Source organism: Rathayibacter tanaceti, from assembly GCF_001634385.1.
Classification (GTDB): domain Bacteria; phylum Actinomycetota; class Actinomycetes; order Actinomycetales; family Microbacteriaceae; genus Rathayibacter; species Rathayibacter tanaceti.
This window is the reverse complement of the sequence record NZ_LIIN01000055.1, coordinates 1-19,630: the sequence shown is the minus strand read 5'-3', so window position 1 is coordinate 19,630 and position 19,630 is coordinate 1. Positions and strand designations below refer to the sequence as shown.

Sequence of the window (19,630 nt, the reverse complement as noted above, 5' to 3'; positions counted from 1 at the left end):
CCCCTCGACCCGGTGGCGCTCCCCGGCGGCACCGCGCTCGACCTCGGCTGCGGCACCGGGATCCTCGCTACTGTTCTGGCCCGGGCCCGCCCCGATCTCGCGATCACGGCGACCGACACCTCTCGCCTCGCCGTCGACTCCGCGCGGGCGACCGCCGCGGGCGCCGGAGTGACCGTGCGAGTGCTCCGCGACGACAACGCCTCCACCCTCGCCCCCGCCTCCGTCGACGTCGTCCTCTGCAACCCGCCGTTCCACTCGGACGGCGCCGTCACCGATCTCGTGGCCCGCCGGATGCTCCGGGCGGCCGGCCGCGTGCTGCGGCCCGGTGGCGAGCTCTGGACCGTCTTCAACTCGCATCTCGCGCATCCCGCCGAGCTGCGCCGTGCGATCGGCCCGACGAAGGTCGTGGCCCGCGATCGGCGATTCACCGTGACGCGCTCGGTCCGCGCCGACGCCTGATCCACGGCCGCCACTTCCGCGATGACCTCAGCCGCGACGACCCGGTCGCGAGTACCATCTCACTCCGGCGTCACCTGCGCCGATCCCACCCCACCGCTCCGGAGGCCGTCGTGCTCGAAGTCGTCCTCGTCATCGTCCTGCTCGCCCTGATCGGATCCGTCGTGCTCTGGCGCCGTGCCGACGGCGCCGCGCGTCGAGCCGCCGCGGGCCGAGCGGAGGAGGCAGCGCGCGTCGTGCGCCTCGAACTGGCCGTTCGCGAGCAGGAGGCGCGGCTGCGCATCGTCGGCGAGCTCGAGCAGCTCGCCGTGCGCAGCGCCTCGCATGTCGTCGAGGAGGCTGAGAGCGTCCGGCTCACCATCGATCGGGATCCCGCCGCTGCCGCGCGTTCGGCCCGGCGTGCGGTGCACGCCGCCGAGGCCTCGCTCGCCCAGTTGCGCCGCATCGCGACGGTCGCCGCTGTCGACCCCGGCGATCTGCCGCGGTCCGGAGGCGCTGCCCCGCTGATCGAGGATGCTCGCGAGCGCGGTCTCGCTGTGAGCGAAGAGACCTTCGGCGAGCCGTTCGTCCTGCAGGACGGGGCCGAGGTCGCCGTGCAGCGTGTGCTCGAGTACGCCTTCGACTCCGCTCTGGCCACCGGTGGTGCCGGCACCGAGGTGCGGATCAGCTCGCGCTGGACGCCGACGGGCCTGCGCGTCGAGGTGGACGACGACCGGGAGCGTCACGGTGCGGCGGAGGAGGACGCGAGCGATCTCGCGGCGGATCTGCGCTCGCTCACCGAGCGCATCGACAGCCCAGAGCTGTCGGAGCTCCGCGAGCGGGCGGCGCTCTTCGGCGGCGACGTCACTGAGAAGCGCACGCCCGGGGTCGGCCGCAGCGTCACCGCCTCCTTCCCCGCGGTCCGCCACCACAACGGCGTGCACGGGGTCGACCTGGCCTGAGTCAGTCCTCGAGGTGCTCGACGCCGGGCAGCCAGGAGACGCCGGGCTCGCCCCAGCCGCGCTTGCGGGTGATCTTCGCGACGGGCTTGCGGTACTCGTGCTCGAGGCGGTCGGTGTAGAGCACACCGTCGAGGTGGTCGAACTCGTGCTGGAAGACGCGCGCGAACCAGCCGTCCGCGACGATCTCGAACGGCTCCTGATCAAGGTCGACCGCGCGGAGGATCGCCCGCTCTGAGCGGCGCAGTGGAAACCGCTCGCCCGGGAACGAGAGACAGCCCTCCGACTCGGTGTCCTCGTCGGCCTCGCCGAGCGGAGTCGGCGTGACGTAGAGCTCAGGATTGATCGCGACTCCGCGACGGGGCGTGCCGTCGTCGTCGGCGTAGTCGTACACGAAGAGCCGCAGCGGCACTCCGACCTGAGGGCCGGCGAGGCCGACTCCGGGCGCCGCGTCCATCGTCTCGAACATGTCGGCGACGAGCGTGCGGAGGGCGTCGTCGAAGGCGATGACGGGAGCGGCGGGGGAGTGCAGGACGGGGTCGCCGGCGATGCGGATGGGGAGGACGGCCATGCGCTCAGGGTATCGCGGGGCCCGTGCGGCTCCCGGCGGGATCATCCGCCAGGCTTGTCCGCTCACCCGTGCGTCGGAGGACTCGGCGATCGGATCTGGGTAGGGTCGACCCCATGCCCGCCGATCTCGCCGAACTCGTCAACGACCCGGCGAAGTTCATCGGCATCCCGATCGCCCTGGTGGGCGCGGTGTTCCTCTCGCTCGGTGCCCAGTTCCAGCATCGCGGAGTCGCCAAGGTCGAGCGGTTCTCCAAGCGCTCCGGCTCGTCGGGTCTGAGCGGTGGTCAGCTGTTCGCGCTGCTCTCACGGCCCTCGTGGGTGATCGGCACGCTGCTGCTCGCTCTCGCGATCGTTTTCCAGCTCACCAGCCTGGGCTTCTCCCCGCTGATCGTCGTTCAGCCGCTGGGCGCGGTCGCGCTGGTCATCACGGCGGTCGTCAACGCGCGGGTCAGCCGCGTGCGCCTGAACCGCGCCTCCGTGCGGGCGATCGTGCTCTGTGTCGGCGGGGTGGGCACCTTCGTGCTCGTCGCCGCCTTCAACTCGGTCGACAAGTCGATCCAGACGCCGGAGCTCATCACGATCCTGGTGATCCTCGCGGTCGTGCTCACCGTCTTCGTGATCGCGTTCCGCGTCTTCCGGCGCGGGGCGAAGGCGATCTTCTACATCGTCGGAGCGGGCGTGGTCTACGGCTTCGTCGCGACCCTCGCGAAGGTCGTGCTCAACCGCATCAAGTACGGCGAGTTCGATCCGTTGACGGTGGTCTGCATCGTGGCCCTCCTGGCCGCGACCGCGCTCGGAGGCTATTTCGTGCAGAACGCGTACTCGTCCGGGCCACCGGACCTCGTCGTCGCGGGCCTCACCGTGATCGATCCGCTGGTCGCCGTCGCGATCGGCATCGTCGTGCTCGGGGAGGCGGAGTACGCCGCGCCCTGGGCGATCCCGCTCTTCATCGTCGCCGGAGTCGTCGCCATCTACGGAGTCTTCCTGCTCGCGAAGCACCACCCGCAGGCTCGCTGAGCCGCGCGGCGCGGGCTCCCGGGTGGTGAGGACTCCTCTGCCTACAATGGGACCCGCCGAGAGCCCTGAAACCGACCGACCTCCGCCGATCGCTCCTTCCTCTCCACGAGCGGCACGACACCGATAGGACCCACCCCGTGTCAGAATCCCGCGATGCGTCTCGACCGGAGTCGCCCGACGCCCGACCGCTGACGGTCGTGATCGGCTGCGACACCTTCGCACCGAACGTGAACGGTGCCGCCAAGTTCGCCGAGCGTCTCGCTGCCGGCCTCGCTCAGCGCGGCCACGAGGTCCATGTCGTCGCTCCCTCGGCCGACGGCTGGAGCGGCACCCGGGTCGAGACCCACGAGGGCCAGCGGATGATCGTGCATCGGCTCTACAGCTGGCGCTGGTTTCCGCACGACTGGCTGCGCTTTGCGATGCCGTGGCGGATCCGCCAGAACAGCGCGCGCATCCTCGACGAGGTCAAACCCGACGTCGTGCACTTCCAGTCGCACATCATCGTCGGTCGCGGCCTGGGCATCGAGGCCGCCAAGCGCGGTATCCGCATCATCGGAACGAACCACTTCATGCCCGAGAACATGCTCGAGTTCACCCTGCTACCCAAGGCGGTGCAGGCCAAGGCCGTGCAAATGGCGTGGCGGGCCGCGCGGCGCACCTTCGGCCGGGCGGAGTCGGTGACCACGCCGACCCGCAAAGCCGCGCAGTTCCTCGAGACCGCCACCGGCCTCCGGGGCGTGCACGCCATCTCCTGCGGTATCGACGCCGACAACTACACCCCTGACTTCACGCCGCGCACCGGCAACTCGATCCTCTTCGTCGGCCGCGTGACGGGCGAGAAGCACATCGACGTCCTGCTGCGCGCCGTGGCCCTGCTTGACTCCTCGCTCGACGCGAAGCTCGAGATCGTCGGCGGCGGCGACCAGATGCGCAACCTGCAGCAGCTCGCGGCCACGCTCGGCATCGCCGACCGAGTCCGCTTCACCGGCTACGTCTCCGACGCCGAGCTGAAGGAGGCGTACACCCGCGCCACCGTGTTCGCCATGCCGTCGATCGCCGAGCTGCAGAGCATCGCGACCATGGAGGCGATGGCCTCGGCCCTCCCGGTCGTCGCCGCCGACGCGATGGCCCTGCCGCACCTCGTGCACGACGGTGAGAACGGCTTCCTCTTCGAGCCGGGCAGCGCCGAGGCCCTGGCCGATCGCCTGACGACGGTCCTCACGGCCGACGCGGAGACCGTCGAGGCCATGAAGCGCGCCTCCCTCCGCATCGTCGCGGCGCACGACATCAACCGCACGATCAGCACCTTCGAGAGCCTGTATCGTGGTGAGCCGGTGGCTGATCCGGCCGCCGACGCAGCGTCCGCTCCCGCCGCCTTCTGACGGCCGTGCGCGCGGTCGCCGCGGGGCGTTAGCTCAGCTGGTCAGAGCAGCGGACTCATAATCCGTCGGTCACGGGTTCAAGTCCCGTACGCCCTACTGAGTGAACACTGGGGAGTAGCGCCGTCGAGGCGGACGCTGCAGGAGCAGAACCCCTCCGGCGTCCGTAGTGTTCGGATTCCCAAGGCAAGCGGGGTCCTGTAGCGTCACGAGCTTGCCGCGGAAGTCGCCATAGTTGCGTCCTGGTCGGCGCGCCGTTGCGGGTGCGCGCCGATGGCGAGCGGCTCCTGGCGCTGGCGCGCGCAGTCACCGTTCACAGGCTCACTTTTGCGCTACTGAGAAATCTGCTGTTTCAGTAAGGAAACGCCAAGAGACTGTGGAGAAAACCTGCATGGGCTCTAAGAGAGCGCTTCCATCTTTCGTGATCTTCTCATCTCGGTTGACGATCGCTCACCTGTCGGAGTAGACACTGTCATGTGATGAGAGGAGACGCACGTCCGCTCCGAGTGTCGGCGGCTGGTTCTCCCCTCCGATCTGGTGAGCGCGGTGCTCCAGGGAAGGAACTTCGATGTCGGAAACTGATCCAGTAGAGATCTACATGGATGATGTGGCACTCGGTATTTATGATGAGTCGGTGCGGCTCCGGCGGGGCGTGCTCTCGAGCGTGCTGTACTACGCAGCCGCTGTCGCGCCAGTGACGATCTTCTTCGGACTGTTTCTCTGGATCCGATGGTTACAACGCGATCTTCCGGCCGCCGAGCAAATGCCAGACATTGTGATCCATCCGGCGAATAGCTCGTTGCTGACAGGAGGGTTCACCGCGTTGCTCGCTGTGATTGTGGCGGTCTGGTTCACGCCGGTCACCTTCCGCGTCGGCGCATCGGAAACCCCTTCAACGATTGCACGAGAACTCGCCAGCAAGCGGATCGTGGCTGTGATCGCCCGATTGTGCGGACTCCTGTCCCTCAGTCTCGCAGGGTGGGCCTTTCTCTCCTCCGTCACCACCGGGCCTGGGCGCATCGACGTTCTCCGGATGGTGATGCCGGTCGTGCTCGGGGTCGGGCTCGCTCTCTGGGCGGCGGCGGCGGAGATGCGCATCGGTGAGGTTCAGGTCGACAAGCTGCTCTGGGCGGAGTATCGTCGCAAGGCCGAGCGGCTGCGCTTGGTGGCCGCCGGCGAAGATGATCATGCTCTCTCCTCGAGAGCGCGCCTTCTTCAGCAGTCGGTGGCATTCGTTGCGATACCTCTCGCTCTCTGGATGGTAGGTCTTGTGATCGCGCCGCCTCCGAACGGATCCGCAACTATCGCTCGATTCGCGGCGGAGTTCGTGGTCACCGCCGTCGCCTATGTCGCTCTCGGCGAAATCACCTACCGTCTCGTTGGGGGACAAGTATGGCGGGCGGTCTTCGGGTACATCGCCCTGATGTTCGTGGGGGCTTTCTTCTGGCTGTCGCTGGTCGGCGCAATCGTCACCTCCGATGTGAGCGACGGCGCCCTGCCACTCGGCCCGGTAGCGCGCTCGATGCTGCTGTTCACCGTGGTCGTCCTGTCGGGTCCCTTCGTCGCGCTGTCTGTGTTCACGATGCGCGGTCCCTTCGGCCGGTGGCGCGGGGTGATCTTCGACTCGGTGATGAGGCGCTATTACAAGGACCTGGGCAAGGTCGAGCGTCAGCTCTCGCGTGCCTCGGGTGAGCAGACGAGCGTGCAGGCTGTCCCGCTCGGGGCCCCTACGGCCTTTGCCTGGGCGGGGCTGGTCGCACTGGTGCCGGTTGTGCCGTTCAACCTCCTGTTCGCGGGCCTCGCGCTTCGCCTCGCGAGAGATCGCACGATGCGCGGCCGTACCATCGCGATCGCCGCGATCGTGGTCGGCGTCGTCGTGACGGTGCTGAGTATCGGGTTCCTCGTCCACATTGCGCTTTCTGATCCCACACTCATCGCGTGCGAGGCCGACCCGATGTCGCCTTGCTTCCGATGACGTCGTCGGCGAGACGACGTCCTCGTTCTGGTCCTCCGTCGTGCCGGGGAATCATGGCGAGAGTCTCCACTCCCGCGCGTCGGTCCAGTAGAGGAGAAACGAGCAGGTCGCTTGTCGACCGGGATCGTCCCGGGATGCACCGGTGAGCGTCACATAAAGCGTCCTCGGCGACTCACCGTGGTCTTCATCCATTCGGCGCGACGCTTCCGAGATCGTGCTGCAGGTTCTGAAGATGGATTCCACCTCGTCGGCGTTCTGAGAGGGGAACAGTGCGACGATGTGTGCTGCGTCTCCGGAGTCGATGGCCGCTATGACCTTCTTCCGCTCCTCCATCGCCGCAGGGGGCGGAGGAGTCGTCGTCGCCGCCGGATCTGAGGCGCACCCCGCGAGGACTACGGTCGAAAGCACGAATCCTATAGCGGATCGAATGCAGATCCTTTCCCGTGAGTAGGGCGCGGTCATCAGGGAGCCCAATTTGAATATACGGCACCGGGGTTCTCGGATAGAATTGCGGTTAGTGACTTGTTCACATGGTCGTTGGTGTGCTCAGTGAAGTAGGGCTGGCCGTCGGAGTCAACGTAGGTCACTACCGTGCTGTGGTCGAAACTGTAGCTTCCCGACCAAACCCAGAAAGTGATGTCGCCCGGCGTGAAAGAAGTGACGTACTTAAAGTTTCCCGCGGTATGGAATCCCCAGTCGAACATCGGTTGCGCGGTGGACCAAGTCCGAGACTCGAACACGTTGTTCCCGAACCATGCTCGTTCGTCGTCTTGTGCGCCATACACCTGTTTCCAACCCCCGGCGACCAGAGCTTGCGACACGAAATTTGTGCAATCATCGTCCATGGTCTTATAGTTTGGGTTTCTTTGCATTGCGTACTTGAGTGCGTAGTCGACGATTGCGTCTCGGTGGGCGCCGTTCTCTTGATAAGAACTTGAGAGGTCATTCTGAAGAGAGGGCGGCCTTCCTTCTCTCCAGGTGCTCGTCTGGACGAACGGGCCGGGGGACGCGCTTCTCGCGGCCGACGACGCGAGAGTATCGCGGAGGAGGAGGGGGAGCTTCATCAAAGATTCGCTCTGTGAAGCGAAGTGTCCGATGTCGCGGAGATGCTGAAGTGCGGCGGCGGTAGTCCCGTTCCTCTGTGACTCAGTTATTTCGGAAGGAGGTGCGATCGTTTCGGGCAGATCTGCGGGAGTCAGTGTCGGGTTGTGTGTGATGGTGTCTATCAGCCACGTTCCGTGCTCATCAACGAAATCTATGGTCTGTGGGAATGAATAGGAGTAGTCGGGCCTCGGCGTACCGTTCTCATCAGCGGTGCGTGACATCGTGGTGGTTTCTGTCGCCTCGATGCGCGCATATCCGTTCGCGAACGTTGCGGAATCGAGAGCGATGGTAGTGGTGAAGTGAGTGAAGTCTTCGCCGAATGAGACGAAGAGGTCGCGTTGCACTCGGCGTGCATCGTCATCTAGCGCAATCGCTTCTGACCGGGTGCGCGTGGAGGTGGAGCCGGGGGCTGTGAAGGCCGAGGCTTGAGCCGCTCCGTCGACAAGCAGTTGGGCGTTCCTGTGCTCGATGTCTGACAGGATCGCCGTCACCATCACTTGCGATGGTGCGGCAAGGGGGGACGCCATTACGGTAGCTGGCGTGAAGAGGATCCCGCCGATTCCCGCCAGGGTCAGACCGAGCGTCAGAAGCCGGTATGGCTGCATCGAGAGCTCCCTCGTGTCGTGGGGACACGTCGGTCGTGTCCGCTCGTGAAAGTGACGATAGACAGGCTGGAGGCGCCCGTGTCCTCCGAATGCCCGACACATCGGGGGACAAAAACCTTCTCCATGTGTGGAGTCTCAGGAAGGTCAGGGATCCGTGCGGCCACTGAGACGGCGCGTCTGAGTGAATCACCAGCCGCGTGCGGAGAACAGGACTCGAGGAGACCGTGGAATGCTTCGGCTCGAACATTCGAGTGCACCATGTCGGAGCGCCGCACGGATCATCCGGCGGATGGTGAGAACGGGAGAGCCTTTCCGGCCGTCCTATGCCAGGACGTCCGCCTCCTCTCTTCCTCACCCGTTGGTGGGCCCTACGACGGTCTCAGGGAGGACCGCGGAGAGCGGCGATGCCTGTAGGTGAGGGGATCGACCGAGCGCCTGCCGACTGCAGGCAGAGTCACCCGTCGGCGATCGCCCCGAACGTGCGCTAGCACGTCGCGCCCCGCCGCGCCCGTACTGGCCGCTCTCCGCTCGACGTGGTTCGCTGATCCCGTGCCTGATCTCCCGATGTTCCCGCTCGGCTCCGTGCTCCTGCCGCACATGCCGCTCCCGCTCCGGCTGTTCGAGCCGCGGTACCTGCGGATGCTCGGCGACGTCCTCGAGGACGAGACCCTCGCGTTCGGTGTCGTGCTGATCGAGCGCGGCCAGGAGGTGGGCGGGGGCGACCAGCGGTTCGCGGTCGGCACGCGGGCGCGCATCCTGAACATCGACGGCGCGGAATCGTTCGTCACCCTCGACTCCGTGGGCGAAGAGCGCTTCGAAGTCGTGCGCTGGTACGAGGACGACCCCTACCCGAGCGCCGAGGTGCGGCCCCTGGCCGACCTGGAGTGGGACGAGCGGCACGCGTCCGCGCTGGACGCCGCAGAGTCGGCCGTCCGCACCGCGCTGGCCGTGGCCAGCGAGTTCGTCGAGCAGCGCTACGGAGCCGTCGTCGAGCTGGCGGAGGACCCGGCCGCCCACGCGTGGCAGCTCGCGGGCGTCGCGCCGGTCACCGAGCTCGACCGCCTCGCCTTCCTCCGAAGCACCTCGATGGAGGAGCTCCTCGACTCGGTGCGCGAGCGCTCCGCCGAGGCGACGGAGTCCTTCCGCGCCGGATGGGCCTGATCGGGCCGCCCCTCAGTCCCCGAGCGCTCTGCCGCGCTCCTCCGCCAGCTTCGCCAGGTCGTCGACCACGACGAGCGCCATCCGCACGGAGCGGTCGCGGCGGTACTCCTCGGTGTCCGGATCGAGCCGCGTGGCGCGGTCCAGGGTCTCCTCGATCGACTGCGCGAGTTCCCGCCAGGCATCCTGCCGTGCGTCATCGACGAGCGATGCGAGGTACTCCTCGTCGTGCGCCCGCCGGCGGAGCGAGTCGGCGACCAGGAGGGAGAGCTGCTCGCGGTGGTCGAGGTTGTCCACATCGGCCGAGCGGTAGTCGTGCACGTGGTCGGAGCGGCCGCCGACCGAGGTCACGTCGGCCGCGATCCCGCGCAGGCGCTCGGCTGCCACCTCCGACTCGCGGGCGAGCTTCTCGAGCTCGCTCGCTGCGACGGCGGAGTAGCGGGCGACGTCGAACGGGACGTCGTCGCCGAGCCCGTCCATCAGCACTCGGTTCTTGACGGCCATGCGGCTCGCGTACTGGGCGAGCATCAGGCCCTCCTCCGCGGCCTCCTCGACCGAGACCGGCTCGCGCGACGGATTCTCGTCGGGGTCGTAGGGCTGCATCTTCAGCCTGCGTCGACGCCGGAACCACACGCGCGTCACCTACATCCCACCCTCGGCGCTCCGACCGCCGGAACGCCTCTTCGAGAGTACCGGGCGGGCGGGCGTCGTGGACGGGCTCAGGCATCCCACCAGTCGTCCTGGCGGAGGTGCGAGTCGGCCAGCGGGCCTGTCAGCCGCATCCCGCCTCCGCCCGCGTTGGCGACGAACACGTCGAGCCCGCCGAGCCGGTCGGCCACGTCGTCGATCACGTCGCCCGCCGGTCGAGCTCTGTGGTGTCCAGGCGCGATCTCGCCGTGGCACCCGTGCGAGCGCACCTCCTCGGCGGTGTCCTCTTCCCCCTCCTCGTCGCTGTGCCAGGTGATGCCGACGTCCATCCCCGCGTCGACGAGGGCCACGGTGGTGGCCCGGCCGATGCCGGAGTCCGAAGCGGCCACGATGGTGCGGGTGGTCTGGCCGTCGCGAGGTCCGCGGGGCAGGTCGTCTCCTGTTCCTTTCGGGGCCGCTGAACCTCCCGCTGCGGGTGCGATCGAGGATCCGTTCCGATCCCAGTAGCTGTCCCGCCGCCGTAGGAGCCTCACGACAGGGCCGGGCCTTGGCCGAGACGTGTGGCGGTGCGCCCGCTCGCGCCTCCGATCGCGTTGACTGGACGGATGGATCACCGGCGCATCTCGGTCGTCGTCCCCGTCAAGGACGACGCCCGCCATCTCGAGCGACTGCTCGACCTTCTGAGCGAGCAGACCCTCGCCCCGTTCGAGGTCGTCGTCGTGGACGACGGCAGCGTCGACGACAGCGTCGCTGTCGCTCGGGCTGCGGGGGCGCGGGTGGTGCAGCACGAGGCTCCGGGATCCCGGCCAGCACCGCCCACGGGTTCGACGAGGCCCGCGGTGACGTCCTGGCACGGCTCGACGCCGACTCCCGGCCGGGACCGGACTGGCTCGCGCGCCTCGCCGGCCATTTCGCCGACCCGGAGGTGGGCGCCGTCACCGGGCCGGGCCGCTTCGACGAGCTCGGGCCGGCCGCCCGGATCCTCGCCCGCCTCGCCTACATGGAGGCGTACTTCGTCCTGATGGGTTCGGCACTCGCGAACTGGCCGCTGTTCGGCTCCAACTGCGCGGTCCGGCGCTCGGCGTGGGAGGAGATCCGCGACGAGGTGCACCGCCACGACGCCTACGTGCACGACGACGTCGAGATCAGCGTGCATCTGGGTCTCCGGTACCGGATCGTGCTCGACCGCGACCTCGAGGTCGGCATCTCTGCCCGGCCGTTCAGCGCGGTGACCGGCCTGCTGCGGCGTATCGACCGTGCACTGCACACGCTGGGCCGGCACCCGGGGATGGGCTCGCCGACGCAGCGCTGGACCCACCGCGTCCGCCGCCTGCGCCGCGACCGCCTGCGCCGGATCGCGGCCGCCCGCCGCGCCTAGACCGCGTCGGCGTCCGGTCGCTTTTCCCTCGGCATTGCCCACACCGCCGCGAGCATCCCCACGGCTAGCACTGTCAGCGCGATGCAGACGGAGCGGGTGCCGTCGGCGAGCTCCGTCGGTGCGGGCACGCCGCCTCCGGCCTTCGCATTGACGATCGCGCCGAACACGGCGACCGCCACCGCGCTGCCGAGATTGCGGGCGAAGAAGTTGGTCGACGAGACGACTCCCCGCTCGGTCCACCCGACGCTCGACTGCGCGCGGATCAGGGTTGGAGTCGCCACCAGCCCCATGCCTGCTCCGATCAGCACGCAGAAGCCCGCGATCTCCCACAGAGACGAGGAGGCGCCCAGCAGGATCGTCAGGGCCGTGCCGATCACGACCAGACCGGCCCCGAGCAGCCCGGTGCTGCGGAACCCGATCCGCAGGTAGAGCTTCCCCGACAGGCTCGCCGCGACCGGCCAGCCCAGGGTCATGGCCGCGACCGCGAAGCCCGCGCCGAGCGCGGAGCTGCCCAGCACCTCCTGGGCGAAGGTCGGGAAGTACGAGGTGACCCCGAGTGTGATCGCGCCGACCGTCACCGAGACGAGGCTGGTCGAGATCAGCACCCGCCGCGTCAGCACCCAGAGCGGGAGAACCGGAGCGGCTGCCCTGCGCTCGATGAGGACGAACGACGCGAACGCCAGCGCAGCGACGACGAAGACGCCGACTCCCGCGGGGGAGAGCCAGGGCCAGGCGCTGCCGCCCTCGAGCAGCCCGAGGATCAGCAGCGCGGTGCCCACCGCCAGGACCCCGGCGCCCGCCAGGTCGATCGGCTGCCGCTCGCCGCGCGCCGTCTCGCGGAAGTTGCGGATCAGAAGGAACGCCGCGAGCAGGCACAGTGGGATGTTGACGAGGAAGATCCCGCGCCAGGCCCCGAGATCCGAGAGCATGCCGCCGAGCGTCGGCCCCACGACCGAGGAGATGCCCCAGACGCTCGCGAGGTAGCCCTGGGTCTTCGCGCGCTCGGCGACCGTGTAGATGTCGCCTGCGATGGTGATGCCCATCGGCTGGATCGCTCCGGCGCCGAGGCCCTGCACGGCGCGGAACGCGATCAGCGCGGGCATGCTCCAGGCCAGACCGCACAGGAGCGAGCCGAGCAGGAAGAGGGCGATGCCGATCAGCATGATCGGCTTGCGTCCCACGACATCGGAGAGCTTGCCGTAGAGCGGGATCGAGACGGCCTGGGCCAGGAGGTAGATTGAGAACAGCCAGGGGAACTGCTCGAAGCCGCCCAGATCGGCGACGATCGAGGGCACGGCCGTCGAGAGGATCGTGGCGTCGAGGGCGACCAGGGCGGTCGAGATCATCAGGGACAGCAGGATCGGGCCGCGCTCCGAGCGCAGCCCGACACTCGCCCGGGTAGGGGGGTCGGTCATCCCGTCCACGCTATTGCAGAGCCGGGGAGTCGAGAACCGGGCGGCGGAGGAGGAGCGCGGAGCTCGGTAGACTCGTCCCATGGAACTCGTGCTCTGGCTCGTCGTGGCCGCTATCGCCGGTGTCGGTATCGTCTCCGGCACCGCCGCCCTCATCGCGATGACGAAGGCTCCCTGGTCCGCCGACAAGTAGCCGTCCGCCGGGTGCGCCCCGGTACTACTCGTAGACGCGTACGACGCTCCAGCACGATCCGCTCGAGGCGACGACATCGAAGACGAACGCTCCGCCCGTCGCCAGATCGGTCGCCTGGAAGCGCCAGCCGCCGATGCTGACCGGTGTGCCCCCGAACGCCGGCGGGAAGCCCGCCAGGGGAGCCCACCACCCGCTGGTGCACGTCCACACGGTCGGGCGGTCGCTGACCCGGTAGCTGCTGCCCCGCCATTCGAGCGCGACGGGCACTCCTTCGCCGTCGGTCGAGACCAGCGCCCTCTCGTCGATCACCACCATCGTCGTGCTCCTGTTCTCTCGCCGGATCCGGCTGGTCATTCGAACATGTGTTCGATAGTCTGCGAGTGTACGTCGCGGCGCCTGTGCTCGCCACCGCGTCGGAGCGAAGGGCGGGAGGCGCGATGATCGAGTGGAGTCCGCTCCAGATGCTGCGCAGCAGCGGTCAAGACGAGTGGGTGATGGTCGATGCGATGCGCACCGGCCGGATCGGACTGGTGCGCCGGATCGAGACCGGCCCCTATCGCGAGACGTGGTTCCGAGCGGTCACCTGGGCCTCCGATCCGAGTCGGCGCGTTCTGGTCGGCTACGCCCACTCGATGGAGGCGATCGCTGCGGCGCTCTGGGAGCATCAGCCGCTGACCGCCCAAGACAAGCCGTTCCCGGGCTACCCGTCCTCGCAGCCGCAGCCGCAGCCGCAGCCGCAGCCGCAGCCGTGAGCGTCCGCAGCACGGCCGCGGAGGAGAATGGCCGAATGCTCCTCGCGCTCCTCGGCGGTCCCACTGGTGCGTGGCGAGCCGTCGATGTGAGCACCGGCGGCGAAGCCGGCAGCGGCCACGGTCCCGCCGAGCTCGCCGCGTTCGTCGGCGCGCGAGAGCCGGAGCGGCCGCGCTGGGTCTGGGACGACACCGCCCGCTGGTATCCCGCCCTCCTCGACTCCGGCGCGTGGTCGCCCGCTGCCACGACCTGCGGCTGGCCCGCGCGATCCTCCGCCGCTCGGTCGCTGCCGCGGGGTCAGCCCTGGCCCGGGCGCGCTCGACGCCTGGGACGCGGGAGCCGCGGCGCCCGCCGCCCTCGACACCTTGCTGGGCTTCGAGGAGGCCGCCGACGGCTCCGACGAGTTCGACCCCCTGGCCGAGCTCTCGCGGCAGGAGGAGGCGCTCGCGGGGGCGGCCGAGGCGGGCCGCCTCCGACTACTGCTCGCCGCCGAGTCGGTCGGCGCCCTCATCGCCCGCGAGATCGCTGCGGCCGGTCTGCCGTGCGCGCCGACGTCCACGATCGTGTTCTGACCGGGATGCTCGGACCTCGGCCGCTCTTCGGTGGCAGACCGGCGCGGCTCGAGGCGCTGGCCGTCCGCCTCCGCGAGGAGCTCGGCGCGCCCGAGCTCAACCCCGATTCACCCGCCGACCTCCTCCGGGCGCTGCGCCGCGCCGGCCTGCCGGTCGAGTCGACGCGCTCGCGCGAGCTGCAGTCGATCGAGCACCCGGCCGTGCCTCCGCTGCTCGAGTACAAGAAGCTCTCGCGCCTGCTGACCGCCAACGGCTGGGCGTGGCTCGACGCCTGGGTGCACGACGGCAGGTTCCGCCCCGAGTACGTGGTCGGCGGCGTCGTCACCGGCCGCTGGGCGACATCCGGCGGAGGCGCGTTGCAGCTTCCCCGGCAGATCCGCGCCGCAGTCACCGCCGACCCGGGCTGGAGCCTCGTCGTCGCTGACGCGGCGCAGCTGGAGCCGCGCATCCTGGCCGCACTCTCCGGCGACTCCGCGATGGCCGCCGCTGGACGGGGCCGCGACCTCTACCAGGGCATCGTCGACGCCGGCGTGGTGCCCGACCGTCCCCGGGCGAAGGTCGCGATGCTCGGTGCGATGTACGGGGCGACCAGCGGCGAGGCCGGGCGGCTGCTCCCTGCGCTCGCCCGCGCCTACCCGCGCTCCGTCGCGCACGTCGAGGCGGCAGCGCGAGCCGGAGAGAGGGGCGAGCCGGTGTCGACGTGGCTCGGCCGCAGCTCGCCGCCCGGTGCCGAAGGTCTCGCAGCCGACGGTCCTCGGGCGCGGGAATGGGGTCGCTTCACCCGCAACTTCGTGGTGCAGGGCACAGCTGCCGAGTGGGCGCTGTGCTGGATGGGGGAGCTGCGGGCGAGACTGCGTGGCGAGGGCGGCGCGGTCGGGCGCGCACACCTCGTCTACTTCCTGCACGACGAGGTGATCGTGCACGCGCCCGCGGAGGCGGCGGAGCGCGTCGCCCGGATCGTCCGTGAGGCTGCGGCTCGGGCCGGGCGCTCCCTGTTCGGTGAGGCGGAGGTCGATTTCCCCGTCACCGTGGCGGTCGTCGACTCCTACGATCAGGCGAAGTGAACGGAGTGACCGCCCGGTGCGATTAGTACCAGTGCGGTGAGCGGTCGTTCCAGCTCGCCCATGCGGCGCAGGGGGAGCCGTAGGAGCTCTTGATGTAGGTGAGACCCCAGTCGATCTGCGTCGTCGCGTTGGTCTGGTAGTCGCCCCCCGAGTTCGCCATCTTGCTCGCGGGCAACGCCTGCGGGATCCCGTAGCGCCGGACGAGCGGTTCAGCGCGTTCCAGCGCCAGCCCGACTCGCCGTTCCACAGCGGGACGAGGCAGCGGTCGACCTGGTCCTGGCCCCAGCCGAAGCTGCCGACGACGGAGCGGGCGTAGTCCTGGGCCTCGGCGGGGGACAGGCCGCCGGTTCTCCCCGTGTAGGTGCCGAGGGCTCCGATGGTCTTGTCCGAGCTGTTGCGTGCGCCGGTCGGGTCGTCGTTGCCGAGCTCGACCGGGCCGCCTCCGCCGTCGGACGGCGCTGCGGGAGCCGTGACCTGTACGGGCGCTCTGGCCGCGCGCTGCCGGGCGCCTCGGCCTCGGCGGCGAGCTGCGCAAGCCGCTGCTGCTCCTCGAAGGCCGCCTTCGCGTCCTGGCCGTCGGCGTACTCCTTCTCGACCTCGGCAGTGGTGTTCTTGAGGGAGGCGAGCTGCGTGTAGAGCTGCTGACTGTACTTCTCCTGCTCGGCGACCTTGGCATCTGCGTCGGCCTGGGCGGATCGGGCCGCGGCGAGGGCGTCGGTGGCGGCGGTGGCGAGCGAGACGCGCTCACCGCGGGCCTGCTCGGCCTGTGCGGCGAGGGAGGCGGCCTGGTTCTCGGTCGACTGCGCCTCCTCCTGCAGCCGGCTGGTCTGCTGGGTGAGCTGCGTCATCGTGCCCAGGCGGTAGAGCAGCTCGCTCGACTCCTGGCCGCCGATGAGGAGGTTGAGGGTCGCATCGGTCCCGCCGTTGCGGTACAGCTGCGCGGCGAGGCGGCCTGCCTGCTCCTTGGCGGCGTCGGCGTCGGAGCGGGCTCCGGCAGCGCGCTCGTCGAGAGCGGTGAGGCGCTGGGTCGCCTCGTCGAGAGCGCTCTGCGCGGCGTCGGCCTCGGCGGCCCGGCTGATGGCAGCGTCGGTGAGCGCGGCGGCCTGGTCGCGCAGATCCGCGAGGAACGCGGTGATGCGGTCGACCTCGGCGGCGGTGGCGTTCTCGCTCGACTTGGCGGCTTCCACATCCGACCACGAGGGGTAGTCGGACGGGTCGTAGGCGGCGGAGGCGGGCAGCGGTGCGGCGAGGGCCGCGCAGAGGACGAGGACCGTTCCCGCTCCGGCCGCGACGAGGCGCCGACGCGCCCGGGAGTGTACACGGAGACCGAGGGGGGTGCGGGGCATGGGGTCCAGCCTAAGCGACGGCTCCCGTGCCTGTCTCGTCCCGCGCCGCAGCCCGGCGGCCACGGCGCGGTCGCTCGAGAGCGAAGCCACGCACTCCGCGGCTGGGCCCGCTGGCGGAGAGCTCGTCGCGGGCAGCGTCCAGGAGGCGTCGAAGAGCCTCCTCGCGGACCTGCGCGGCGACCGCGGCGAGGCGCCGCTGCGGGTGCTCGTCGGCCGACTCCTCCGCCGGCTCGGTGCGCGTCGACCGCTCGTACGCATCGAGTACCGCCGTCGGATCGGCCTCGGACAGGCTCGATGCCAGCAGGATGCGGTCGAGCACGTCGTCCCAGTCCTCTTCGGGGGAGGCGCCTTCGCCGCTGAGCCAGGCGAGCGCCTCGGCACGGCCCTCGTCGGTCAGCGCGTGCAGGGGCAGACCGTCGTCGTTCGCGCCGGCCGCGACGACCAGGCCCCGCTCGCGCAGTCGCTCGAGAGTGGAGTAGATCTGCCCCACGTTCACCCGGCGGCGGTGGGCCGCGCGATCGAGGAGCTCCGCATGCAGTTGCAGACCGTAGGCGGGGCCGAGCGTGAGCAGGGCGAGCAGGCCGTCGCGGACGGACACGGAGCTCCTCCCGGCGGGCGTCTGACGGATGGTAGGGATCCGCTCGTGCTGCTCTCGGATCGGCAGGGGCGCGGACGACCCGAGTATAGGCAGGGACGCTCGAGCCTGAACCGCCGGGGCGCGGCGAGCCGGAGTCGCGGCGCGCGGCGAGGCGGCTTGTCGGCCGCCGGTGCCTCCTGCATAATCTGACCTGGTGGCTCGTCCACCGTCTAATCGAAGAATGCACCGCAGGGTGTTCCGTGGTCCGGGTCGTTGGGGAAGACGCACCGGGACGAACGGAGGACACCATGGTGGCGCAGCAGACTCGGGGTGTGCTCTTCGTGCACTCCGCTCCCCGCGCGCTCTGCCCTCACCTCGAGTGGGGGACAGGTCGCGCTCTTGGTCGTGCCGTGAACTTCGACTGGATCGAGCAGCCGGTCCTCCGCGGCACCCAGCGCGCCGAATTCGTGTGGGAGGGGCCCGTCGGAACCGGCGCCGTCATCGCCTCCGCTCTGCGCGGCTGGGCCGACGTGCGCTACGAGGTGACGGAGGAGGCGTCGGCCGGCACCGACGGCGGCCGCTGGATGCACACCCCCGCGCTCGGTATCTTCTTCGCGCAGACCGACAGCGCAGGCAACACCGTCGTCCCCGAGGACCGCATCCGCTCAGCGATGGAGCTGGCCGGCGCCGACCCCATCGAGCTGCACCGCGAACTGCGTCTGGCCCTCGGTCAGGCCTGGGAGGACGAGCTCGAGCCGTTCCGCTACGCGAGCGACTTCGCGCCGGTCGTGTGGATGCACGGAGTCGGCTGAGGCTCCTGTCCTCCGGTCCGGGCAGTCCGGAGGATGTGCGTCTGAAGGATGAGGGGGTCTCCGCTCCTGGACCGATGGGCTCGGCTCAGCGGAAGGACGCGACGGGATCCGCTTCTGCGGTGTGATGGGAGTCGCCCGCCGCACGGCGGCACTCCCTCGAATCGATCGGTCGACATGACAGTCCTCGGTGCCCCGCCGTCGCTCCCCTCCTCGCTTGCCCCGTCGAGGCGGAGCACACCCCTCGAGCGGTTGCGCCGCTTCGGGCGTGCGCCCCGAGTGATGGGCGTCGATGTTGCTCGCGGGATCGCGGTGATCGGGATGATCGGAGCGCATGTCGGAGTGACCCAGACGTTCGACTGGGCACGCATCGAGACGTGGACGGACGTCGTCAACGGACGCTCAGCCCTCCTGTTCGCTCTTCTGGCCGGGGTCTCGGTCGCGCTGATGAGCGGCGGAGCGACCATACCCTCGCGCGATCGCCTCCCGCGGCTCCGACTCCAGCTGGTGGGCCGCGGCGCCGCCGTCTTCGCGATCGGCCTCGTCCTCGAGCTCCTCAACACGGGAGTCGCGGTGATCCTCTCGGTCTACGGCGTCCTGTTCGTCGCGGTGATCCCGTTCCTCGCGCTGCGCAGGAGGACTCTCTGGATCCTCGCGGCCGCGCTGGCCGTCGCCGGCCCGCCTCTCCTGGAAGCGGCGCGGCTGCTGTCGCTCGGTGCCTCCGGGCCCGGCCTGGATCTCGCGCTGCTCGGCACCTACCCGGTGACCGTCTGGCTTGCGCTGATGCTCGCGGGTCTTGCGGTCGGCCGTTCGGATCTCCTGGCGGTGCGCACCGCGGTGGTGCTGCTGATCGGGGGCGTGCTCCTCGCGGCGGCCGGCTACGGCACGGCGACGCTGCTGGCGCCTCAGGATGCGATCATCGGTGGGTCCAGCTCGAGTTCGTCCTCGGCAGGCTCGGGCGGGTCCGGGCCGGGTGCTGCCGGGTCCACGACAGCCGCCTCCGTACCGATCTCGGAGATCGCTGGAAGCCGGCTGCTCTGCCACGTCGAGGCGGAGGGATATGCGGTCTGCTATCCGGAGGGCGTGCCTGATCCGCTTGCTGCGGGCGGGCCGACCGATACGGGTGCGCCGTACCTCGAGCAGGTGCTCGAGGCCGACGTTCCCGCCTCCGCCGTCGCCACGCTGACGGACGTGGAGCCACATTCGGGCGGCACGCTCGAGATCATCGGCTCGGCAGGCCTCGGCGCCGCAGTGCTGGGGCTCTGCCTCCTGGTGTCCCGCCCGGTGCGCTGGCTGCTGCTTCCCGTCGCGGCGCTGGGCAGCATGCCGTTGACGTCGTATTCGGCGCACGTCGTGGCGATCCTTGTGGCGGGCGGACTCGACACCTGGCTCGTGGAGGGCAACGCCTTCTGGCTGGTCCTCTCGGCCGCCCTGCTGGCCGCGACGACCCTCTGGGCCGTCTTCCTCGGCGCCGGCCCTCTGGAGCGCCTGACCCGCCGCGCCGCCGACTCCATGGCCCTCGTCCGCCGCCCCTCCACCCGCACCCCCTGAACGACCGTCCGCGCACCCCACCACGCAAGCCCCGCGTTGCCCCTCCACCCGGTCGCGGCGAACCCCGCGCTGTCCCTCCCGGTCGCGGCGAAACTCGCGCGGCCCGTGCCGGTCGCGGCGAAGCTCGC

General features: G+C 69.8%; 19 protein-coding genes, 1 tRNA gene and 2 pseudogenes. 12 read left to right on the top strand and 10 right to left on the bottom strand.

Annotated features, from left to right (window positions below; translation table 11 throughout):
• Both ACH61_RS08410 and ACH61_RS08405 read left to right on the top strand, forming a co-directional pair.
• Positions 1 to 459: class I SAM-dependent methyltransferase (locus tag ACH61_RS08410; protein WP_153038824.1), on the top strand; the 459-nt coding region annotated here is incomplete at its 5' end.
• A 110-nt stretch (positions 460 to 569) separates the two neighbouring features.
• Positions 570 to 1,397, top strand: coding sequence for a sensor histidine kinase (locus tag ACH61_RS08405; protein WP_068211006.1), 828 nt, complete (start codon positions 570 to 572; stop codon positions 1,395 to 1,397).
• A 1-nt stretch (position 1,398) separates the two neighbouring features.
• Here ACH61_RS08405 and def read toward each other — a convergent pair whose 3' ends face one another.
• Entirely contained in the window at positions 1,399 to 1,965 is a 567-nt protein-coding gene (def, locus tag ACH61_RS08400; RefSeq protein ID WP_068211004.1) for a peptide deformylase, read from the bottom strand.
• 113 nt (positions 1,966 to 2,078) lie between these two features.
• On the opposite strand from def, the gene ACH61_RS08395 reads away from it, so the two are divergent.
• From ACH61_RS08395 to ACH61_RS08380, 4 genes are all read left to right on the top strand, one after another.
• A complete protein-coding gene (locus ACH61_RS08395; RefSeq protein ID WP_068211001.1) occupies positions 2,079 to 2,981 on the top strand; it encodes a DMT family transporter in 903 nt (300 codons plus the stop codon).
• A gap of 137 nt (positions 2,982 to 3,118) precedes the next feature.
• The gene (locus ACH61_RS08390; RefSeq protein ID WP_068210999.1) at positions 3,119 to 4,363 is read left to right on the top strand and encodes a glycosyltransferase; all 1,245 of its coding nucleotides are present in this window, start codon (positions 3,119 to 3,121) and stop codon (positions 4,361 to 4,363) included.
• Between the two features lie 22 nt (positions 4,364 to 4,385).
• Positions 4,386 to 4,459 (top strand) — tRNA-Ile (locus ACH61_RS08385).
• Positions 4,460 to 4,928: 469 nt separating this feature from the next.
• Positions 4,929 to 6,335, top strand: a complete 1,407-nt coding sequence (locus ACH61_RS08380; RefSeq protein WP_068210996.1) for a hypothetical protein — start codon at positions 4,929 to 4,931, stop codon at positions 6,333 to 6,335.
• Between the two features lie 51 nt (positions 6,336 to 6,386).
• Here ACH61_RS08380 and ACH61_RS08375 read toward each other — a convergent pair whose 3' ends face one another.
• Together ACH61_RS08375 and ACH61_RS16285 are read right to left on the bottom strand one after the other, a co-directional pair.
• Positions 6,387 to 6,797, bottom strand: a complete 411-nt coding sequence (locus ACH61_RS08375; protein WP_132504202.1) for a hypothetical protein — start codon at positions 6,795 to 6,797, stop codon at positions 6,387 to 6,389.
• Positions 6,797 to 8,044 (bottom strand): amidase domain-containing protein, encoded by a 1,248-nt coding sequence (locus ACH61_RS16285; protein ID WP_158286062.1) that lies wholly within the window; start codon positions 8,042 to 8,044, stop codon positions 6,797 to 6,799. Before ACH61_RS16285 ends, ACH61_RS08375 begins: the two co-directional genes overlap by 1 nt.
• Positions 8,045 to 8,593: 549 nt before the next feature.
• Between ACH61_RS16285 and ACH61_RS08370 the strand changes: the two genes are divergently transcribed.
• On the top strand, positions 8,594 to 9,205 hold the full coding sequence (locus ACH61_RS08370; protein WP_236713606.1) for an LON peptidase substrate-binding domain-containing protein: 612 nt from the start codon (positions 8,594 to 8,596) through the stop codon (positions 9,203 to 9,205).
• 12 nt (positions 9,206 to 9,217) lie between these two features.
• On the opposite strand, the gene ACH61_RS08365 is transcribed toward ACH61_RS08370, so the two are convergent.
• Positions 9,218 to 9,844, bottom strand: a complete 627-nt coding sequence (locus ACH61_RS08365) for an asparagine synthase (RefSeq protein WP_153038823.1) — start codon at positions 9,842 to 9,844, stop codon at positions 9,218 to 9,220.
• 77 nt (positions 9,845 to 9,921) lie between these two features.
• Entirely contained in the window at positions 9,922 to 10,638 is a 717-nt protein-coding gene (locus tag ACH61_RS16280) for an SDR family oxidoreductase (RefSeq protein WP_236713605.1), read from the bottom strand.
• Here ACH61_RS16280 and ACH61_RS08355 point away from each other — a divergent pair.
• Positions 10,519 to 11,228 (top strand): annotated as a pseudogene (locus tag ACH61_RS08355) (glycosyltransferase family 2 protein). The gene ACH61_RS16280 and the pseudogene ACH61_RS08355 sit on opposite strands and share 120 nt — an antisense overlap.
• Here the strand turns inward: ACH61_RS08355 and ACH61_RS08350 are convergent.
• Positions 11,225 to 12,643, bottom strand: a complete 1,419-nt coding sequence (locus tag ACH61_RS08350; RefSeq protein WP_068210980.1) for an MFS transporter — start codon at positions 12,641 to 12,643, stop codon at positions 11,225 to 11,227. The pseudogene ACH61_RS08355 and the gene ACH61_RS08350 overlap by 4 nt on opposite strands.
• Before the next feature lie 214 nt (positions 12,644 to 12,857).
• Entirely contained in the window at positions 12,858 to 13,187 is a 330-nt protein-coding gene (locus ACH61_RS08345; protein WP_068210977.1) for a hypothetical protein, read from the bottom strand.
• A gap of 83 nt (positions 13,188 to 13,270) precedes the next feature.
• On the opposite strand from ACH61_RS08345, the gene ACH61_RS08340 reads away from it, so the two are divergent.
• Together ACH61_RS08340 and ACH61_RS08335 are read left to right on the top strand one after the other, a co-directional pair.
• Positions 13,271 to 13,585 (top strand): hypothetical protein, encoded by a 315-nt coding sequence (locus ACH61_RS08340; protein WP_132504207.1) that lies wholly within the window; start codon positions 13,271 to 13,273, stop codon positions 13,583 to 13,585.
• A 35-nt stretch (positions 13,586 to 13,620) separates the two neighbouring features.
• Positions 13,621 to 15,219: pseudogene (locus ACH61_RS08335) on the top strand (bifunctional 3'-5' exonuclease/DNA polymerase).
• 22 nt (positions 15,220 to 15,241) lie between these two features.
• Here the strand turns inward: ACH61_RS08335 and ACH61_RS19025 are convergent.
• The 3 genes from ACH61_RS19025 to ACH61_RS08320 are packed head-to-tail and all read right to left on the bottom strand — an operon-like array spanning position 15,242 to position 17,163.
• A complete protein-coding gene (locus ACH61_RS19025; protein WP_201787591.1) occupies positions 15,242 to 15,394 on the bottom strand; it encodes an aggregation-promoting factor C-terminal-like domain-containing protein in 153 nt (50 codons plus the stop codon).
• A gap of 34 nt (positions 15,395 to 15,428) precedes the next feature.
• Positions 15,429 to 16,565 (bottom strand): coiled-coil domain-containing protein, encoded by a 1,137-nt coding sequence (locus ACH61_RS19020; RefSeq protein WP_068210967.1) that lies wholly within the window; start codon positions 16,563 to 16,565, stop codon positions 15,429 to 15,431.
• Between the two features lie 10 nt (positions 16,566 to 16,575).
• Positions 16,576 to 17,163, bottom strand: a complete 588-nt coding sequence (locus tag ACH61_RS08320) for a PadR family transcriptional regulator (RefSeq protein ID WP_068210964.1) — start codon at positions 17,161 to 17,163, stop codon at positions 16,576 to 16,578.
• Between the two features lie 287 nt (positions 17,164 to 17,450).
• Here ACH61_RS08320 and ACH61_RS08315 point away from each other — a divergent pair, with 287 nt between their 5' ends.
• Together ACH61_RS08315 and ACH61_RS08310 are read left to right on the top strand one after the other, a co-directional pair.
• Positions 17,451 to 17,954 (top strand): DUF3145 domain-containing protein, encoded by a 504-nt coding sequence (locus ACH61_RS08315; protein WP_068210960.1) that lies wholly within the window; start codon positions 17,451 to 17,453, stop codon positions 17,952 to 17,954.
• A 174-nt stretch (positions 17,955 to 18,128) separates the two neighbouring features.
• Positions 18,129 to 19,502, top strand: a complete 1,374-nt coding sequence (locus ACH61_RS08310; RefSeq protein WP_082845132.1) for a heparan-alpha-glucosaminide N-acetyltransferase domain-containing protein — start codon at positions 18,129 to 18,131, stop codon at positions 19,500 to 19,502.
• The last annotated feature ends 128 nt before the right edge of the window (positions 19,503 to 19,630 follow it).

Coding starts and splice junctions, on each gene's coding strand:
- def (WP_068211004.1), bottom strand. CDS start 1,965: ATGGCCGTCCTCCCCATCCGCATCGCCGGCGACCCCGTCCTGCACTCC.
- ACH61_RS19020 (WP_068210967.1), bottom strand. CDS start 16,565: ATGCCCCGCACCCCCCTCGGTCTCCGTGTACACTCCCGGGCGCGTCGG.
- ACH61_RS08315 (WP_068210960.1), top strand. CDS start 17,451: ATGGTGGCGCAGCAGACTCGGGGTGTGCTCTTCGTGCACTCCGCTCCC.
- ACH61_RS16285 (WP_158286062.1), bottom strand. CDS start 8,044: ATGCAGCCATACCGGCTTCTGACGCTCGGTCTGACCCTGGCGGGAATC.
- ACH61_RS08395 (WP_068211001.1), top strand. CDS start 2,079: ATGCCCGCCGATCTCGCCGAACTCGTCAACGACCCGGCGAAGTTCATC.
- ACH61_RS08375 (WP_132504202.1), bottom strand. CDS start 6,797: ATGACCGCGCCCTACTCACGGGAAAGGATCTGCATTCGATCCGCTATA.
- ACH61_RS08345 (WP_068210977.1), bottom strand. CDS start 13,187: ATGACCAGCCGGATCCGGCGAGAGAACAGGAGCACGACGATGGTGGTG.
- ACH61_RS08340 (WP_132504207.1), top strand. CDS start 13,271: ATGATCGAGTGGAGTCCGCTCCAGATGCTGCGCAGCAGCGGTCAAGAC.
- ACH61_RS08380 (WP_068210996.1), top strand. CDS start 4,929: ATGTCGGAAACTGATCCAGTAGAGATCTACATGGATGATGTGGCACTC.
- ACH61_RS08350 (WP_068210980.1), bottom strand. CDS start 12,643: ATGACCGACCCCCCTACCCGGGCGAGTGTCGGGCTGCGCTCGGAGCGC.
- ACH61_RS08310 (WP_082845132.1), top strand. CDS start 18,129: ATGACAGTCCTCGGTGCCCCGCCGTCGCTCCCCTCCTCGCTTGCCCCG.